This window comes from Bdellovibrio bacteriovorus (assembly GCF_002208115.1).
In the GTDB taxonomy this organism is placed as follows: Bacteria; Bdellovibrionota; Bdellovibrionia; order Bdellovibrionales; family Bdellovibrionaceae; genus Bdellovibrio; species Bdellovibrio bacteriovorus_C.
In genome coordinates this window covers 2,357,215-2,372,806 of sequence record NZ_CP020946.1, presented here as the reverse complement: position 1 = coordinate 2,372,806, position 15,592 = coordinate 2,357,215, and the positions used below count along the sequence as shown (strand labels likewise).

Sequence of the window (15,592 nt, the reverse complement as noted above, 5' to 3'; positions counted from 1 at the left end):
GAATGGGAACTTTGAGTAAGCTTCTTTGTGCACTGTTAATCACATTCATGACTTCGACGGTGGTAGCTCAGCCTGCCAAAAAGAAAAACGCCAAGGCCAAAGCTCCTGTTGCGGCTGCGGAAGCATCGGATGCGACATCCGGTTTGATCGTTAAAACCATCGAAGTTGCCGGCAATCGTAAAATTGAAAAAGACGCCATTCTTGCAAAGATCACCACCAAAGTGGGCGAGCAGTACAGCACTCAGCACATCCGTGAAGATGTGCAGGCGTTGTTCAATCTGGGCTTCTTCAACGACATCCAAGTGGATCGCAAGACCACCGGCAAAGACGTCACGCTGACGTACACTGTTTTGGAAAAACCTTCTGTAGTTGAAATCACTTATGAAGGCAACAGTGAAGTAAAGTCTGAAGATATTGCCGATGCCACAGGCATCAAGCCTTACCAGCTTTTGAATATGGCCAAAGTTAAAGAAGCGGTGGAGAAAATCCAAAAGCTTTATGAAGACAAGGGTTTCTTCCTGGCCAAGATTGATTCAGAAGTTCAAGAGGTCACCAAAGACGAAACTGTCCGTCTGGTCTTTAAGATCCGTGAAAATGATAAAGTAAAAGTTAAAAAGATCACCTTCCTGGGTAACAACCACATGGGTGACAGCTCGCTGAAAAGCAAGATGCTGACTCAAGAGGGCGGCTTCTTCTCTGGCATCAGCGGCTCTGGTCAGTACAAGCAGGAGATGTTTGAACGTGATGTTCAGATCCTTCGCTTCCTTTACTGGAATCAGGGTTATGTTCAAGCCAAGGTTGATCGTCCGCAGGTGACGGTGACACCGGATAAAAAGAACATTTATATCACCATCCGAATTGAAGAGGGTGAGCAGTACAATGTCGGCGACGTGGATTTTGCCGGCGATCTTTTGTTCCCGAAATCCGAATTGCGCGAAGTGATCAAGATCGATGACAACGGCGTTTTTGCTTACGATGTGTTGCAAAAAGACATCAGTGATCTGACGGCGAAGTATGGTGACTTGGGCTATGCCTATGCCAACGTTATTCCGCGCACTCGTTTCAACGACAAAGAACGTCGCGTGGATCTGGTGTTTGAATTCGACAAGGGTAACAAAGTTTACTTCGGTAAGATCAACATGGTCGGCAACTCCAAGACCCGTGACAAGGTCATCCGTCGTGAGTTGAAAGTTCATGAGGGCGAGCTGTACAACGAAACGCGCCGTCGTCAGTCTTTGGAAAACATCCAGCGTCTGGGCTTCTTTGAGGAGGTGAACTTCAAGACCTCCATCGATCCGGAACGCACGGAAGTTATGAACGTGGACATTTCCGTGAAAGAGCGTAACACCGGTCAGATCCAGTTGGGTGCCGGGTACGGTACTTCCCAGGGTTTCACTTTGCAGGGTTCCATCAGTCAGGCGAACTTCCTGGGTAAAGGTCAGAATCTGGGCGCGTCCTTGAATTTGAGCAACACGGGCAGTTACTACAGCTTGTCCTTCACTGAGCCGTACTTCCGAGACACCCTTTGGTCTTTGGGGGCGGATCTTTATCAAAGCGCGAACACTGGACGTGTGGACTATGACGAAAATCACACAGGTGGTGCAATTCGTTTGGGTCACCCGCTGGCTGAGTACACGCGTGGTTTCCTGAAGTACAAATATGACGACACCAAACTGTCTAAAAAATACGACAGTGAAGGCAAGTTGATCACGGATCCGGATCTGTTCCCGTTGGAATCGGCTTCCGGTGTGACCAGCTCCATGACTGGAACTGTTGAATATGACACGCGTAATGACCGTCAGATGCCGACCAAAGGGATCTATTCCAGCGCGTCTTATGAATACGCCGGTCTGGGTGGAGATCTGAAGTATACTCGCGGTAACGCCAACTTCAGATACTATAAGAACCTGTTCTGGGACGTAGTGTGGCGAAATAACATCCAATATTCCCGTATCGACGGGTTGGATGGTCAGGAAGTTCCGTTCTCTGAATTGTACCTTCTGGGTGGACCATACTCTTTGCGTGGTTATAGATCCTATCGCGTGGGTAAAATGAAGTTCTCTGAGATGATCTATAACGATCTGATCGCCGAGGGTAAGTCCGAGGCGGAAGCTCGTGAGAAAGCTTGGCGTTTCTACGGGGGCGTTCAGCAGGCCATGTACCAGACGGAATTACAGTTCCCTTTGGTTAAAGAAGCTGGCATCATGGGTGCTGGATTCTTCGATATCGGTGCCGCGGATGATGTCCTTTCAGACAATAACTTCTTCGCGGACGTCGGCTTCGGTATTCGCTGGTATTCACCAATTGGTGTATTGCGCTTCGAATGGGGCTTCCCACTGAACCGCAACCCAGCTTACCAAGACGCCACCGTCTTCGAATTCTCCATCGGGCCTAGTTTCTAAGCGCGCCCGGGCGCAGGAAGCGCAGGCGCCCTCTGGGCGCCGTAGCTAGACTTAGCCGGCTGGGCCGGGAGAGCGCAGCGGGCTTTGCCCGCGTAGCTGAACCAGTACAAAATTATTTTTAAAACCTTTTAAGGAGGATTTGGAATGAAGAAAATGTTGATCGTGTTGAGCATGCTACTGACGGCATCTTTGGCACAAGCTCAGGCAAAAGTTGGATTTGTTGATATGCAAAAAGCTATTCAGTCCACTTCTGCGGGTAAGAAAGCAAAAACGGAACTTGAAACAGAGTTCAACAAAAAGAAAAAAGAGCTGGAGAAAAAAGAAGCAGACTTGAAAAAGATGGGTGAAGACCTGGAAAAGAAAAAGTCTGTTCTTTCTGAAGAAGCGCTTGGTAAAAAACAAGCTGAATTCCAGGAAGAAATGCTGAAGTATCGTGATGTGGTTGGTAAAAGCCAGATCGAAATTCAGAAAAAAGAGCGCGAGCTGACAGCTCCGATTCTTGAGAAAATGAAAAAAGTGATCGCGAAACTTGCGAAAGACAAAGGTTACACTCTGGTGCTGGAGAACTCTCAAATGGTTCTTTACGCAACTGCGGATGCGGACCTGACAACTGAAGTAATCGCGGCCTTCGAAAAAGAAAAGTAGTTGATAAGAAAACGAAAGGGCCTGCAAAGGCCCTTTTTTAGTTTAGGAATAGAAGTTCATGGCAAATTATAAGATTCATTCAAGCAGTGTTATTTCTCCGGACATCCAAATCGCCGACGATGTTGAAATCGGCCCTTACTGTTTGATTCAAGGCAAAGGTTTTATTGGCAAAGGCACATTCGTCGAAGGTCATGTGACACTGGGTTCCCGTCACGGCATTATCGAAATCGGCGAAAACAATCATTTCTGTCCCGGTGCTGTAATCGGAGGGGCTCCTCAGGACCTTTCCTACAAAGGTGAACCAACCAAATTGATTATCGGTAACAACAACACGTTCCGTGAATTCTCCACCGCCAATCTTGCGACCAGCAAGGGTGACGGCAAAACAGAAATCGGCAACAACGGCTACTTCATGGCTTACACGCACATCGGGCATGACTGCAAAGTCGGCAACAATGTCACCATCGCCAACAACTCCCATTTGGGCGGACACTGTGAAATTGAAGACGGTGTGACCATCGGGGGCGTGTGCGCCTTCAACCAGTTCACCAAAGTGGGCCGTGGTGCTTTCGTGGCGGGTTCTTCCATCGTGAACAAGGACATCCTGCCGTTCTGTCGTGCTCAGGGCACTTACGCGACAATCCGCGCGACCAACAAGATCGGTCTGGCGCGCAAAGGCTTCCCACGTGAAGAAATCGCAAACGTGCACAAAGCCATCCGTATCATCATCATGGGTTCTCACACCGTTGAGGAAGGCATTGAACGCATCCTGAACGAGTGCACGATGAGCCCGAACATTGAGTACTTCGTGAACTTCATTCGCTCTTCCAAACGCGGTATCGCCGTGGACAGAAGCCCTAAAGGATGGCAGGACGATGAGTAATAAACTTCGTGGCGCGGTTATCGGGGTTGGTTACCTGGGTAAATTCCACGCTCAGAAATACAAAAACAATCCGAACGTGGAACTGGTCGGGGTGTGTGATCACTTCCCGGCACAGGCTGATAAAATCGCCATGGAGCTGGGGGTAAAAAGCTTCCACAAGCCCCAGGATTTGATTGGTCATGTGGATCTGGTGACCATTGCGGCAAGTACGCTGAGTCACTTTGAACTGGCAAAGTTGTTCGTGGAAAACGGCGTTCATGTGAACGTTGAAAAGCCGATCACCGCCACCGTTCAGCAGGCTGAAGAGCTTCTGGCTTTGGCTGAAAAAAAGAATGTGAAAGTGGCCGTCGGGCATATCGAAAGATTCAACCCGGCGATCAATGATCTGCAAAAGCATCTGAAGAATCCAAAATTCATCGAGCTGAACCGCATGGCGCCTTACAACAAGCGCGGTTCCGATGTCAGCGTTTTGCACGACCTGATGATCCACGACATGGATCTGTTGTTCTGGCTGACGGGTTCTGAAATTGAGTCCATGAACGGCACCGGCACCAAGCTTATTTCCAAAGAGCTGGATACCGCCTCTGTGTCTTTCAAAATGAAAAATGGCATGCAGGTGATGATCAATGTCAGCCGTGTGTCTCCGGTGGCCCAGCGATCCATTCGCGTTTTGCAGGATGATTGCACCCTGTTTGCCCAGACTGGCACTTTGGAACTTGAAAAAGTGGTTCCGGGTCCGGGTGGTGATGAGTTCCTGACGGTCACCAAGTGGTCCGTTGAAAAAGCCGATGCCCTGCAAAGGGAAACGGATGCTTTCATCGACTGTGTTTTGAATAATAAAAAACCTGTGGTCACAGGTCTTGACGGGTTGAAGGCCCTGAAAGCCATCGAAGACGTGCAGAGAATGATTGAGGGCTGATGGATCAGGTTCTGATTGTGGCGGCGGAAGCCTCCAGTGTGACCTATGCCCAAAGAATTCTGGAAGCCTGGAAGCGCAAAGGCCGCAAGGTTCATGCTTTCGGCGTGGGCAGCCAGGATATGGAAGACATCGGCTTTGAACGCCTGGGTAAATCCGAAGAGATGGCCGTGGTCGGTGCCGCCGAAATCATCAGTGCTTATTCTCATCTGAAAAGTGTTTTTGACAGCCTGGTGGCGGAGGCTGAAAAGCGCCGTCCGAAAGTGGCGATCGTGATGGACTATCCGGAATTCAACCTGATGCTGGCAAAAAAACTGCACGCATTGGGAATCCCGGTTGTTTACTACATTTCCCCGCAGGTGTGGGCATGGCGCAAAGGCCGTGTGAAGACGATCAAAAAGTACTGCAAAAAAGTATTCGTTTTGTTCCCGTTTGAAGTGCCTTTCTATGAAGAGCACGGGGTGCCGGTGGAGTTCGTCGGTCATCCGCTTCTGGATGAATTGGACGAGCGTTTGATTGATGATCTTGATTACCGCAAAACTCACCGCAACCAGTGCGGCATTCGTGACAACGAAATCGTGCTGGGCTTGATGCCGGGCAGCCGTCGTCTGGAAGTGAAGCAGCATCTGGACATTCAATTGGATGCGGCTCGGATTTTGTCCAAGAAATTCCCGAATCTGAAAGTTTTGATCCTGACTGCTCCGACCTTCACGAAAGAGTACATGCAGGACCGTCTGGAAAATTTCCGACTGCCTTATATGTTGCTGAAGGATGAGCCGTTTAGAATGATTCATCTGGTGGACATGATGCTGGTGGCTTCAGGAACAGCGACCCTGCAAGTGGGCTTGCTGAAAAAACCCATGGTCATCATGTACAAGATGAAGTGGCTGACGGGTATTTTTGCGAAGCTCTTCGTTCGTGGGACCAAGTATTTTGGTCTGGTGAATTTGATTCTGAACAAAGAAGCGGTTCCAGAGCTGTTCCAAAGTGAAGTGACCGCCGAGAATTTGGCGGCTGAGCTGGAACGTTATGTTCTGGATAAGAAGTATCACGACTCTGTCGTCGCGGATCTGGGACAGGTTCGTCAGTATCTTGGTGACAAGGGTGCGACCGAACGCGTGGTCAAAGCCCTGGAAGAGTACTTCGTCTGATGAGATATCTTCGTCCACTGTCATTTTTGTATGATCAGGTCGTGGGGGTTAAAAACAGCCTCTTTGACCGCGGTGTATTCGGCATCTACAAGGCGCCGGTGCCGGTGATCAGTATCGGAAATCTGACAGTGGGCGGGACCGGAAAAACACCGATCACTGATTATTGTCTGAAGTCGCTGGTGGCTGACGGCAAGAAAGTGGCGGTGATCAGTCGCTCTTATCGTGCGGATGCCGATTCGCCTTGTCTGGTGGATGTGGATCACCCCTTTGCCGCACGTTACTTCGGTGACGAGCCGGTGTTGCTGGCTCAGGCCAACCCCCAGGTGAAAGTGTACGTGGGCCCCAGCAAATGGCGCACGGCCCGTTATTCCACGGAAGTTCATAAATATGATGTGCTGATTGTGGATGATGGATTCCAGCACCGCCGCCTGCATCGTGATTTGAATATCGTCATTCTGGATGCGACCGAAAGCCTGGCGAATTACGAGGTTCTGCCGGAAGGCCGTGCCCGTGAATCGTGGGCGGGGATACAGCGTGCGGATGTTTTGATTTTATCCAAATGCAATCTGGCCACAGAGGATGCTTTGAAGGCTTTGGAGGCCAAACTTCCCAAAGACAAGGAAGTACTTTATTTCGGATACGAGATTCAGAAGTGCCAGAACGTCAAAACCGGACAGGTTTTGAATCGCAGCGAAATTCAGGGTAAAAAACTGTTCCTGGTTTCAGCCATTGCAAGACCCGATGTTTTCGAAAAGATGATGGGCGAAATCGGAGAGGTCTCCAAACAGAGCCTGCACTATCGCGATCATCATCAGTACACGGCTCAGGATGTGAAAAACATCACCGAAGCCTTCGAACTTTCAGGGGCGGATATGCTGGTGACCACCGGCAAAGATGCCGTGAAACTTCGTCATTTGTTCAACGACTCCTCCATCCTGTGGAGCACCTCTTTGGAAGTGGTTGAAGCAGGAAAGAAGGGACGCCTTCATGAGATTATTACTCAAGTTCTTCGTTAATCTGATGGTTTTTTTCAGCTCGCTGGTGCCGCGCCGCTGGCTGCGCAAATCCGGATCCTGGGTGGGATTCTTGTGGTTTGATGTCTTTGGTTTCCGCAAAAAAATCGTGCTGGACAATCTGAAGCTGGCTTTCCCCGAATGGACTGACAAACAAAGAAAAGCTGTGGGGCGTGAGTCAGTTTATCAATTGGGATATAACTTTGCAGAATTCTTTTTCATTCCGTCTGTGACGCCTGAGTGGATCACCAAGAATGTGGTGTTTCACGGCTGGGAGCACGTTGAAAATGCCCGGGCTGCCGGGAAAGGAATGTTCTTCCTGACTTTGCACCTGGGGAATGGGGATCTTGCCTGTAACACGATTGTGTTAAACGGGCAGAGCGTGAACCTGATCACGAAAAGATTTAAAACCAAATGGTTTGATGATCTGTGGTTTTCCATTCGCGGGGCGAAAGGTGTTCAGTACATCGATGCGCACGCGCCTAACAACGCTTTTGAAATTTTGAAGGCCTTAAAAAAGAACTCGGCGGTGGTCTTTGTCCTGGACCAGTTTATGGGTCGCCCCTTCGGTATTGAGACCTCCTTCTTTGGAAAAAAGACAGGCACAGCCTATGGTCTAGCTCTGTTCGTGCAAAAAACCAAGGCTCCGGTCCTTCCCATCTATACCTACGAGGGGGAAGACAAAAAACTTCATGTTGTTGTGGAGCCAGCGATGGACACGGCTTCGTGTGTGACTGATGATAAAGACCAGACGACTCTGAATTTGACGCAAAGTTATTGCGACAAGCTTGAAGAGATTGTCAGAAAGCACCCTGAACAATGGATGTGGGTGCATCGACGGTGGAAGGACTTCCGGTGAATAAGCTGCTTCTTGGTGCTCTCGTTTCATTGTTTTTGGTTTCTTGTTCGACTTCATTTTTGAAGTACGAAAAGGCCGATCAACTGAAAAAAAACGAGGAGTTCGAAGGAGCCGTCACGATTGTAAAACCGCAGACGGAAGCCCCACCAGAGGGCGCTGCGGAATCGACTGCGGCAGAACCGGCCGCGGCGAAATCCGAAACTCCAGGGACGGCGGATAAGTCAGCCGCCAAAACTTCTGCCAAAGCCCCCGGCAAAACTTCTGCAAAACCAACAGGGAAGGCCGCTGAAAAAACGGATGTAAAAGCTTCCGCAAAGACAGCCGCCGCACCCGCAGGCAAGCCGGCTGCAAAAACCACCAAGTCGGCTAAAACAGAAACGGCTGCGTCCGAGCCTGCGGCCCGCCAGCCTGATATCGAAGATTCCGAAGGATTCAACGGCCGTCGTCCGGTGAATGATCCATTCCGGGTGGGTGAGGAAGTGGTGCACGATGTGCATTATTTCAAGGTCTCTGCCGGGGAGCTTCGCATGAAGGTGGAGCCTTTTGCCATGGTCAATAACCGCAAGTCTTACACGTTTGCGGTGGAGATTCGTACCAGTTCCTTGTTCAGTTCCTTCTATAGTGTTGAAGACCGCGTTGAGACATTCGTGGATTACGAGGACCTTGTGCCTCGTGTGTTCCAGTTGCACGTGAAGGAATCCGGTCAATTGCGTGAAGCCAAGATGCTCTTTGACGTCGAGAAAAACACGGCGACCTTCTGGGAAAAGAAGGTGACCAAGGATCACGGGGAAGAAGAGAAAAAACAGAACTGGGAAATCCTGCCTTACACGCAAAACGTGTACAGCGCGATTTACTATATGCGAAATTTCAAATGGGAAACGGGCAAAGAGTATTCTTTCCGCGTCGGGAATGACAATGAGAACCTGGTCTTCTCTGGCAAAGCCCTGCGCCGTGAAGTTCTGAATACCAAGCTGGGTCCGATTAAAGCCATCGTGGTTCAGCCCAAAATCACTTTGAAGGGCAAATTAAATCCGATCGGCGACAACTTCATCTGGTTGTCTGACGATGATCGTAAATTTATCCTGAGAATTGAATCCAAAATCAAAATCGGAACACTTGTTTCCGAAGTCGTAGAAATTAAACCCGGCAAGTAATTAGCGTTGGCGGTCGGCTTCGAGTCTTTGTGCGGCCAGGGTTTCGATTTCTTTTGCTAAGAATAAATTTTGAGACAGAACTTGATAGAAATTGTTTTGCTGGATTTCCAGCAGGATGGTTTCTTGTTGGGTGGTGGCGGTGGCTGTGCGCTGGCCGCCACTCATTAGCAGGGAAATTTCGCCGAAACAGGCGCCTTGGGCCATGACGTTGATGTTGCGGCCCTGTTGGCTGATCACAACGCTGCCTTGGACGACGATGTAGCAGGTATTGGCGGGTTGGCCCTCATTGAAAAGTCTTTGATGGGCCGGGGACTTAACCAAACGGCCTGAGAAGATCAAACTGTCCAGGCAATCACCGGGTAAATTCTTAAATATGTTGGAAGACTGCAGGGCCTGCAGAATCCAGAAGCGTTGTTGCAGGCTTTGGGCTTTGTCGCTTTTGATCAGTTGATCGAACTCTGGCAAATGGCGAACACGCAGAATTTCACTGGGAGCCAGAGTGATAACGTCCGCGGTGCGCGGGTGATTTAACAGGAATCCGCTTTCACCAAACAGGGCCCCGGAATGAAGTGCCGCCACCATCTGGCGCTGTTGATTGCCGAACACACGGTAAATGCCGGCCTGGCCTTTTAACAGAATGAACAGATCCCGGTCATTTTTTCCGGATTGAATGACTTTGATGTTGGCCGGGACCTGGAAGCGTTCAGAGTTTTGCATCAGGTGCTGCGCAAGCCGCGAATCCAAAGAACGGAAGAAGGGCAGTTGCGACGGATTTAGCGAGGTCACTTGCTGGCCTGGTCCGCTTAAATGCCCTTGTTCGTGCATGGCCTGTTGGGCGCGGTTGAAGTAAGCCTGAACATTCGGGTTCTGCAAAAGGCCTTCCTGAATCAGGAATTCCAGCAAAGCAGACAATTCGCGAAAGCTGACCAGCCAGCCCTGTCCCAGAAAGAACTGAACCAGGCCCTCGATGGAGCTGCCGTTTTTAAGCACATCCAGATATGAGTACTGCAGGGGATTCAGGCGATAGCTTTTGCGCGTGGAAAGAACCGTAAAGCTGCCGCCATCAGCGGAAGGCTGCATTTGCAGGGCGGGGATTTGCAGGGGTTCTTTCTCGATTCTCATTCGAGGGCTTATCGGAATATTTCAGCCGGCTTTCAACAATACGAAGGTCCTGAAAAGCCGGTCTGGATCTGCGCCATCGGCGGGCAACTGACATAGAATATGAAGATGGCGATGATCAATTGCAGACACTTTTCCGGTTACAAACCCTGCTCCAAAAATACGGTGTGTGACTCTTCCTGCGCGCAAAAAGATGTGCCGACATGCTCTGTTTTGATTGTTCATCTGGGCGCCTTGGGGGCCGTGGTTCGCAGCACCAGTCTGCTGAAAGCCATCAAGCGGAAATACCCCGGTTCCATGATCACCTGGGTGACTGATGCGCCGGCTCACCATCTGCTGAAAAATCATCCTGCCCTTGATCGTGTCCTGACCACCAGCGAAGCGGACCTTTTGCAACTGTCGACTTTGGAATTTGAAGTGGGTTTTGTGATTGATAAGTCCCTGAAGGCCTGTGGGGTTGTGAAGCGCACTCAAGTGGATCAAATTTATGGCTTCACGGTTCAAGGATCCAACGGCGCGATTGTTCCGGCCACGGACGCGGCTCAAGAGCTGTGGGAACTGGGTTTGGACAATCATAAAAAATTCTTCGTCAATCAAAAGCCTGAAACCCAGTTGATGATTGAGGCTTTGGAGTTGGGTGAATACCAGCGCGATGACTATTGGTTGCCACTGACTGAAAGTGAAGACCGAGAAGCTCGTCGTCGTAAAGACATGTGGCTTGCTGAAAATAATAAATCCCTGGTGATTGGTTTGAACACTGGATGCAGTCCGGTGATTCCTTATAAAAAACTGACGGTGGACTATCATCGTCTGCTGATTGAGCGCATTCAGGCAAAGTTTCCGTATGCTGAAATTGCGCTGCTGGGCGGTCCTGAAGACACCATTCGTAACGGTCTTATTCAGGAAGGTTATTCCGTGATTTCTTCGGAAACCGAGTCGGGGCTTCGTGACGGCCTGATCAGTGTTGCCGCCTGTGATGTGGTTGTGACCGGGGACAGTCTGGGCATGCACATGGCGATCTCTCAGAAAAAACAAGTGGTGGCCTGGTTTGGTCCGACTTGTGCTCACGAGATCGACATTTATGACAGAGGATTTAAGCTTTTGACAAAAAGCCCCTGCAGCCCTTGCTGGAAGAGGACTTGTGAAAAAGCCATTATGTGCTACGATCAGGTCTCGTTAGAGGAAGTTATCGATGCCCTTGAATCTTGTTGTGCAAACCGCCTTTCTGGGCGATCTACTGCTCTCAATCCCGCTCCTTAAAAAATGCCGGGCCTTGTGGCCTGACCACAAGCTGGGGTTGGTTTGCCGCAAAGGTTTGGGCGACTTCTTTGTCAAAGCCGGTATTGTTGATCACGTCTATGAAATCGAAAAGGGCAAGAAAGACACATACGCCCGCATCATTGAATCCCTGCGGTCAGAAAATGTCGATCATCTGATTTCTCCGCATGAATCCATGCGTACGGTTTTGTTCTGTATGCAAATCAAGGCCGCTCATAAAGTCTCTTACAAAAATGCCTGGAACTTTCTGGCTTTCCAAACCCGCGTAAAACGCGATGTGCGTCTGCCGGATGCGATGAGACAGCTCAGTCTTTTGGCGCCGTTTGATCCCGAACTGAAAAAGAACATCGAAGACTATGTCACCCGGGCAAAACCCTATTTGCCGGCAGATCATGGTTTGTTACCAGCGCCTCCTGAGTGGGCGTCCATGAGCCAGCGTGAAAAAGTGCTGGCGCATTCTGAATTGTTTCAGCAGCTAAAGACCAAATTCAACCTTCAGGGGTTTGAAAACGGAAAAGCCGTGTTGATCTTCCCAGGCAGCGTGTGGGCCACCAAACGCTGGACGGAGGAGGGTTTTATCGGCGTTGGCAAGGCGCTGAAAGATCAGGGCTATGAAGTCTACGTGATGGGTGGTCCCGGGGAAGAAACACTGTCAGAACGAGTGGCAGAGGGCATTGCGGGTTCTGTGTCCTTGGCGGGCAAAACCAAGATCATTGAGTCAGCCCAGTTGATCGCCCGTGCCGCATTGCTGGTTGGAAACGACAGTGCGTCGACACACTTGGCGGCGGTCTGTGAAACACCTTTGATTGCGGTGTTTGGTCCCACGATTTTGGAATTTGGCTATCGCCCGTGGTCAGCACAATCTTATGTCGTCCAGAAAGAGGACTTGCGCTGTCGACCTTGCGGCAAGCATGGCCACAAGGTCTGTCCGATCAAAACCCATGTGTGCATGAAGGACATCCCGGCAGAGGAAGTCCTTCGCACGGCCGGGTTTATTCTTCGTTAGTGTATTCCTTCACATTGATGCCGTACTTGCGGATCTTGCGCAGCAGGGTGTTCTTCGGAATGTTCGCCTGAGCCACCGTCTGGTTGATACGACCGTTGTTGGCTTTCAAAGCGCTGACGATAAATTCCTTTTCCATCTCTTCTTTGAAGGCATCAAAGTCCAGCGGGCCGGAATAACCAACGCTCGCTGTTTTGTCAGTGCCGTCTTTCGGCGCAAGTTTGATGGAATCAGGCAGTGAATCCACGGTGATCTGGTGACTGTTTTCCACGATGAAAGAACGCTCGATGATGTTCTCAAGCTCGCGGATGTTTCCGGGCCAGCGATAGGATTTCAGCATGTCCAAAGCTTCCGGGGTGATGCCCGTGATCTGACGGCCGTGTTGCTTTGAGAACTTCTTGATGAAGTTTCCAGCCAGGGCCTCGATGTCATCAGAACGCTCACGCAAAGGAGGCAGGAAGATCGGCATGACATTCAGGCGATAGAACAAGTCTTCGCGGAATTCGCCTTCTTCCATCATCTTTTCCAGATTGCGGTTGGTGGCGGCAATAATACGCGTCGTGGTTTTGACTTCACGGTTGCTGCCCACCGGGGTGAACTTGCGCTCTTGCAAAACGCGCAAAAGTTTTACCTGCATGTCCGGGCGAAGCTCGCCGATTTCATCCAGGAACAAGGTTCCGTTGTTCGCCAGTTGGAATTTCCCGATCTTGCGTTCCACCGCGCCGGTGAAAGCGCCTTTTTCGTGGCCGAACAATTCGCTTTCCATCAGATTTTCCGGGATCGCCCCGCAGTTGATGGCCACAAAGGCACCGGATTTTCGAGGGGAGTTGAAGTGAATGGCGCGGGCCACAAGCTCTTTGCCGGTTCCGTTTTCACCACGCACCAGAACCGTCGTGTCGACTTTGCACAGACGGTAGATCAGGTTGAAGACCTCTTTCATTTTGGAAGAGCCGCCCACGATCTCGGATTCAATGTCGTCGTCAAACACGGGATTGGACATCGCCAAAGACGAAATCAGATCGCGCGCCTCAAGGCTTTTACGCACGATTTCGGCCAGTTGTTGTGGCTGCACCGGTTTTTCGACGTAGTCGTAAGCACCTTCTTTGATCGCCACGACAGCGTCATGAAGATTTGAATGCGCCGTCATCAAAACGACGAAAGTGCGGGGGTCGTGTTCCTTAATCGCGGTCAACGCTTCAAGGCCGTTCATTTCCGGCATCTTCACGTCCATCAGAACCAGATCCCATTGCTGTTGTTTCACCTTGTCCAGGGCTTCGCGGCCCGTCGCGGCTTCCTCGATGGTGAATTCAATTTCGGGCATGGTGGATTTCAGGATCGAAATCACCGAACGGCGCAGTTCGGCCTCGTCATCAACAATCAGTGTGTGGAGCTTATTGATCATACTAACACCTCGTCTTCTTCAGCATCCAGCGGCAGGGTGAAAGCAACCGTGGTCCCAAGTCCCAGTTTACTTTCCATCGTTACTTTACCGCCATGCAGTTCAATAAAATATTTAACCAGATAAAGTCCAAGGCCGGTTCCCTTGGTGCGCAGATCCTGATCGGAACCGCGCGTGAATTTACCCCAGACCTTTTCCATGTCTTCGGGCTTGATCCCTTCTCCGGTGTCCTTCACCAGGACGTGCACGAATTCTTCGGACTCGTGCGAGATCACTTCGATCTGACCGCCGCTGGGCGTGTACTTAATCGCATTTTCAATCAGATTGATCACAACCTCTTTCAGCAGAGTCGTATCAAATTCCACCGAGAACATCGGCTCCAAAGCCGTGTGGATCTGGATGCCTCTTTCCCGGGCCAGCGGGCGCAGGTGCTGCAGGGCCTCTTCGATGATCTCGTTGATGTCGGCAACTTCCTTGTTGATTTTGAAATCACGGGACTCGACACGAAGAACCTTGAGGATGGACTGGATATAACGATTCAGTTCATCACTGAAAAGGCGCAGGGATTTCAGATCCTGTCCCAATTCCGTTTCGTGCGCATGCTGGGTCATCAGGCGGTCGACGATGGCCTGAATTTTTGCAATCGGCGTTTTCAGGTCATGGGAAATCAGACTGACGAAGTTGTTTTTCAACTGTTCCAGCTGTGCCAGATATTCCTGTTCCTGCTGCAAATGGAAGTTCTGGCGTTCAATTTTGGTGGCCTGATAACCGATGAAGATGATCCAGCTTGTGGCCAGCAGTACGAACGGAGAAAACGCCGGGGACCAGAAATAGAACGTGTCAAAAACCCACGCCGACAGGGCCGCAAGCAAAGTGCCGATCCAAAGAATAAAGAACAGGGCCACGGACTGCGGATAGGTGGTGATCACAAAGACCGCCATCAGCATCAGCACAAAGAAACCGGCAGCGTACCAGGCAAAGCTGAGGCGCTTAATCCACTTGTCGCCTAAAACCGTGTCGGTGATATGCGCCAGGATTTCTGTGCGCGACAAAGTCCCCATCGGGGTCATGTACACCGGAGCGGACGAAGTCTCGGCCCCGATCAAAATGATTTTGTCAGTGAAGGCATTGGCCGGAAGTTCGTCATAGATGATTTCACTTAAAGAGTACTGTTTGAAGACTCGCGCTGAGCCGCGATAGTTGATCGCCAGGCCCGCCAATTGGGTCGGGAACTTCTTACCGGTGATTTTTTCCACCAAGTGGGGCATTTCCGCCCGCTGAGGGAACACACGACGGACCACGCCGTCTTCGTCACGACGAAGTTCGTTGCTTCCCAGGTTGTTGTGGTCCCGGTTGGTAAAGACCGGGGTCAGGATGCGTTCCAGGGAATTGGTGGTTGAAGCCCACACGATGCGCGGATCCAGGAAGATGCGCTGATCCTCCGGCGTCATGCGAACCGTGCCGATGTTATCGCCAAAGTACAGGGTCACGCCCACAGACTGGGGATTTTGGCGCAGGATACGCAAAAGCAGTTCGGACCAAAGGGGTTTGTTCCAGAAGAAGCTGTCGGTGATGTCGGTGACTTCGCTCATGTTGTCGAGGAAGTTTGTTCGGGCATCATAGATCATCGCAAAATCTGATTGTTTGATGGTGATCAGAACGATCTGCGGGGAGGTTTTTTGGTCTCCGCGCAGTTGGAAGCGCTGGTCGTAAGACGTGATTTCATCGTTGGACAAAGCCAGGCAACCGATAAGCCAGCACAAAAGGCAA

13 protein-coding genes are annotated in these 15,592 nt (G+C 50.6%); 10 read left to right on the top strand and 3 right to left on the bottom strand.

Annotation, left to right across the window (positions count from 1 at the left end; genetic code table 11):
• Positions 1–2 precede the first annotated feature (2 nt).
• From bamA to B9G79_RS11335, 8 genes are all read left to right on the top strand, one after another.
• Positions 3–2,402 carry an outer membrane protein assembly factor BamA gene (gene bamA, locus B9G79_RS11370; protein WP_088565608.1) on the top strand — a complete coding sequence of 800 codons (2,400 nt, stop codon included), beginning with the start codon at positions 3–5 and terminating at the stop codon, positions 2,400–2,402.
• A 144-nt stretch (positions 2,403–2,546) separates the two neighbouring features.
• Positions 2,547–3,047, top strand: a complete 501-nt coding sequence (locus tag B9G79_RS11365) for an OmpH family outer membrane protein (protein ID WP_088565607.1) — start codon at positions 2,547–2,549, stop codon at positions 3,045–3,047.
• Positions 3,048–3,105: 58 nt separating this feature from the next.
• The gene (gene lpxA / locus B9G79_RS11360) at positions 3,106–3,930 is read left to right on the top strand and encodes an acyl-ACP--UDP-N-acetylglucosamine O-acyltransferase (protein ID WP_088565606.1); all 825 of its coding nucleotides are present in this window, start codon (positions 3,106–3,108) and stop codon (positions 3,928–3,930) included.
• Positions 3,923–4,849 carry a Gfo/Idh/MocA family protein gene (locus tag B9G79_RS11355; RefSeq protein ID WP_088565605.1) on the top strand — a complete coding sequence of 309 codons (927 nt, stop codon included), beginning with the start codon at positions 3,923–3,925 and terminating at the stop codon, positions 4,847–4,849. The genes lpxA and B9G79_RS11355 overlap by 8 nt, the downstream gene beginning before the upstream one ends.
• Positions 4,849–5,997 (top strand): lipid-A-disaccharide synthase, encoded by a 1,149-nt coding sequence (gene lpxB / locus B9G79_RS11350; protein ID WP_088565604.1) that lies wholly within the window; start codon positions 4,849–4,851, stop codon positions 5,995–5,997. The genes B9G79_RS11355 and lpxB overlap by 1 nt, the downstream gene beginning before the upstream one ends.
• On the top strand, positions 5,997–7,013 hold the full coding sequence (gene lpxK, locus B9G79_RS11345) for a tetraacyldisaccharide 4'-kinase (RefSeq protein WP_232468593.1): 1,017 nt from the start codon (positions 5,997–5,999) through the stop codon (positions 7,011–7,013). The genes lpxB and lpxK overlap by 1 nt, the downstream gene beginning before the upstream one ends.
• The gene (locus B9G79_RS11340) at positions 6,985–7,869 is read left to right on the top strand and encodes a lysophospholipid acyltransferase family protein (protein ID WP_088565602.1); all 885 of its coding nucleotides are present in this window, start codon (positions 6,985–6,987) and stop codon (positions 7,867–7,869) included. Before lpxK ends, B9G79_RS11340 begins: the two co-directional genes overlap by 29 nt.
• Complete coding sequence (locus B9G79_RS11335) at positions 7,866–9,023, top strand: DUF3108 domain-containing protein (protein ID WP_232468591.1); 1,158 nt, start codon at positions 7,866–7,868, stop codon at positions 9,021–9,023. Before B9G79_RS11340 ends, B9G79_RS11335 begins: the two co-directional genes overlap by 4 nt.
• On the opposite strand, the gene B9G79_RS11330 is transcribed toward B9G79_RS11335, so the two are convergent.
• Positions 9,024–10,145: a cyclic nucleotide-binding domain-containing protein gene (locus B9G79_RS11330; protein ID WP_088565600.1), complete on the bottom strand. Its 1,122-nt coding sequence runs from the start codon at positions 10,143–10,145 to the stop codon at positions 9,024–9,026.
• A 105-nt stretch (positions 10,146–10,250) separates the two neighbouring features.
• Between B9G79_RS11330 and B9G79_RS11325 the strand changes: the two genes are divergently transcribed.
• Both B9G79_RS11325 and B9G79_RS11320 read left to right on the top strand, forming a co-directional pair.
• Entirely contained in the window at positions 10,251–11,402 is a 1,152-nt protein-coding gene (locus B9G79_RS11325) for a glycosyltransferase family 9 protein (protein WP_232468589.1), read from the top strand.
• Positions 11,335–12,426, top strand: coding sequence for a glycosyltransferase family 9 protein (locus B9G79_RS11320; protein WP_088565598.1), 1,092 nt, complete (start codon positions 11,335–11,337; stop codon positions 12,424–12,426). Before B9G79_RS11325 ends, B9G79_RS11320 begins: the two co-directional genes overlap by 68 nt.
• Here the strand turns inward: B9G79_RS11320 and B9G79_RS11315 are convergent.
• Together B9G79_RS11315 and B9G79_RS11310 are read right to left on the bottom strand one after the other, a co-directional pair.
• A complete protein-coding gene (locus B9G79_RS11315; RefSeq protein ID WP_088565597.1) occupies positions 12,413–13,825 on the bottom strand; it encodes a sigma-54-dependent transcriptional regulator in 1,413 nt (470 codons plus the stop codon). The genes B9G79_RS11320 and B9G79_RS11315 overlap by 14 nt on opposite strands.
• Positions 13,822–15,585 carry a sensor histidine kinase gene (locus B9G79_RS11310; RefSeq protein ID WP_088565596.1) on the bottom strand — a complete coding sequence of 588 codons (1,764 nt, stop codon included), beginning with the start codon at positions 15,583–15,585 and terminating at the stop codon, positions 13,822–13,824. Before B9G79_RS11310 ends, B9G79_RS11315 begins: the two co-directional genes overlap by 4 nt.
• Between the last annotated feature and the right edge of the window lie 7 nt (positions 15,586–15,592).

Coding starts and splice junctions, on each gene's coding strand:
- bamA (WP_088565608.1), top strand. CDS start 3: ATGGGAACTTTGAGTAAGCTTCTTTGTGCACTGTTAATCACATTCATG.
- B9G79_RS11365 (WP_088565607.1), top strand. CDS start 2,547: ATGAAGAAAATGTTGATCGTGTTGAGCATGCTACTGACGGCATCTTTG.
- lpxA (WP_088565606.1), top strand. CDS start 3,106: ATGGCAAATTATAAGATTCATTCAAGCAGTGTTATTTCTCCGGACATC.
- B9G79_RS11355 (WP_088565605.1), top strand. CDS start 3,923: ATGAGTAATAAACTTCGTGGCGCGGTTATCGGGGTTGGTTACCTGGGT.
- lpxB (WP_088565604.1), top strand. CDS start 4,849: ATGGATCAGGTTCTGATTGTGGCGGCGGAAGCCTCCAGTGTGACCTAT.
- lpxK (WP_232468593.1), top strand. CDS start 5,997: ATGAGATATCTTCGTCCACTGTCATTTTTGTATGATCAGGTCGTGGGG.
- B9G79_RS11340 (WP_088565602.1), top strand. CDS start 6,985: ATGAGATTATTACTCAAGTTCTTCGTTAATCTGATGGTTTTTTTCAGC.
- B9G79_RS11330 (WP_088565600.1), bottom strand. CDS start 10,145: ATGAGAATCGAGAAAGAACCCCTGCAAATCCCCGCCCTGCAAATGCAG.
- B9G79_RS11325 (WP_232468589.1), top strand. CDS start 10,251: ATGGCGATGATCAATTGCAGACACTTTTCCGGTTACAAACCCTGCTCC.
- B9G79_RS11320 (WP_088565598.1), top strand. CDS start 11,335: ATGCCCTTGAATCTTGTTGTGCAAACCGCCTTTCTGGGCGATCTACTG.
- B9G79_RS11315 (WP_088565597.1), bottom strand. CDS start 13,825: ATGATCAATAAGCTCCACACACTGATTGTTGATGACGAGGCCGAACTG.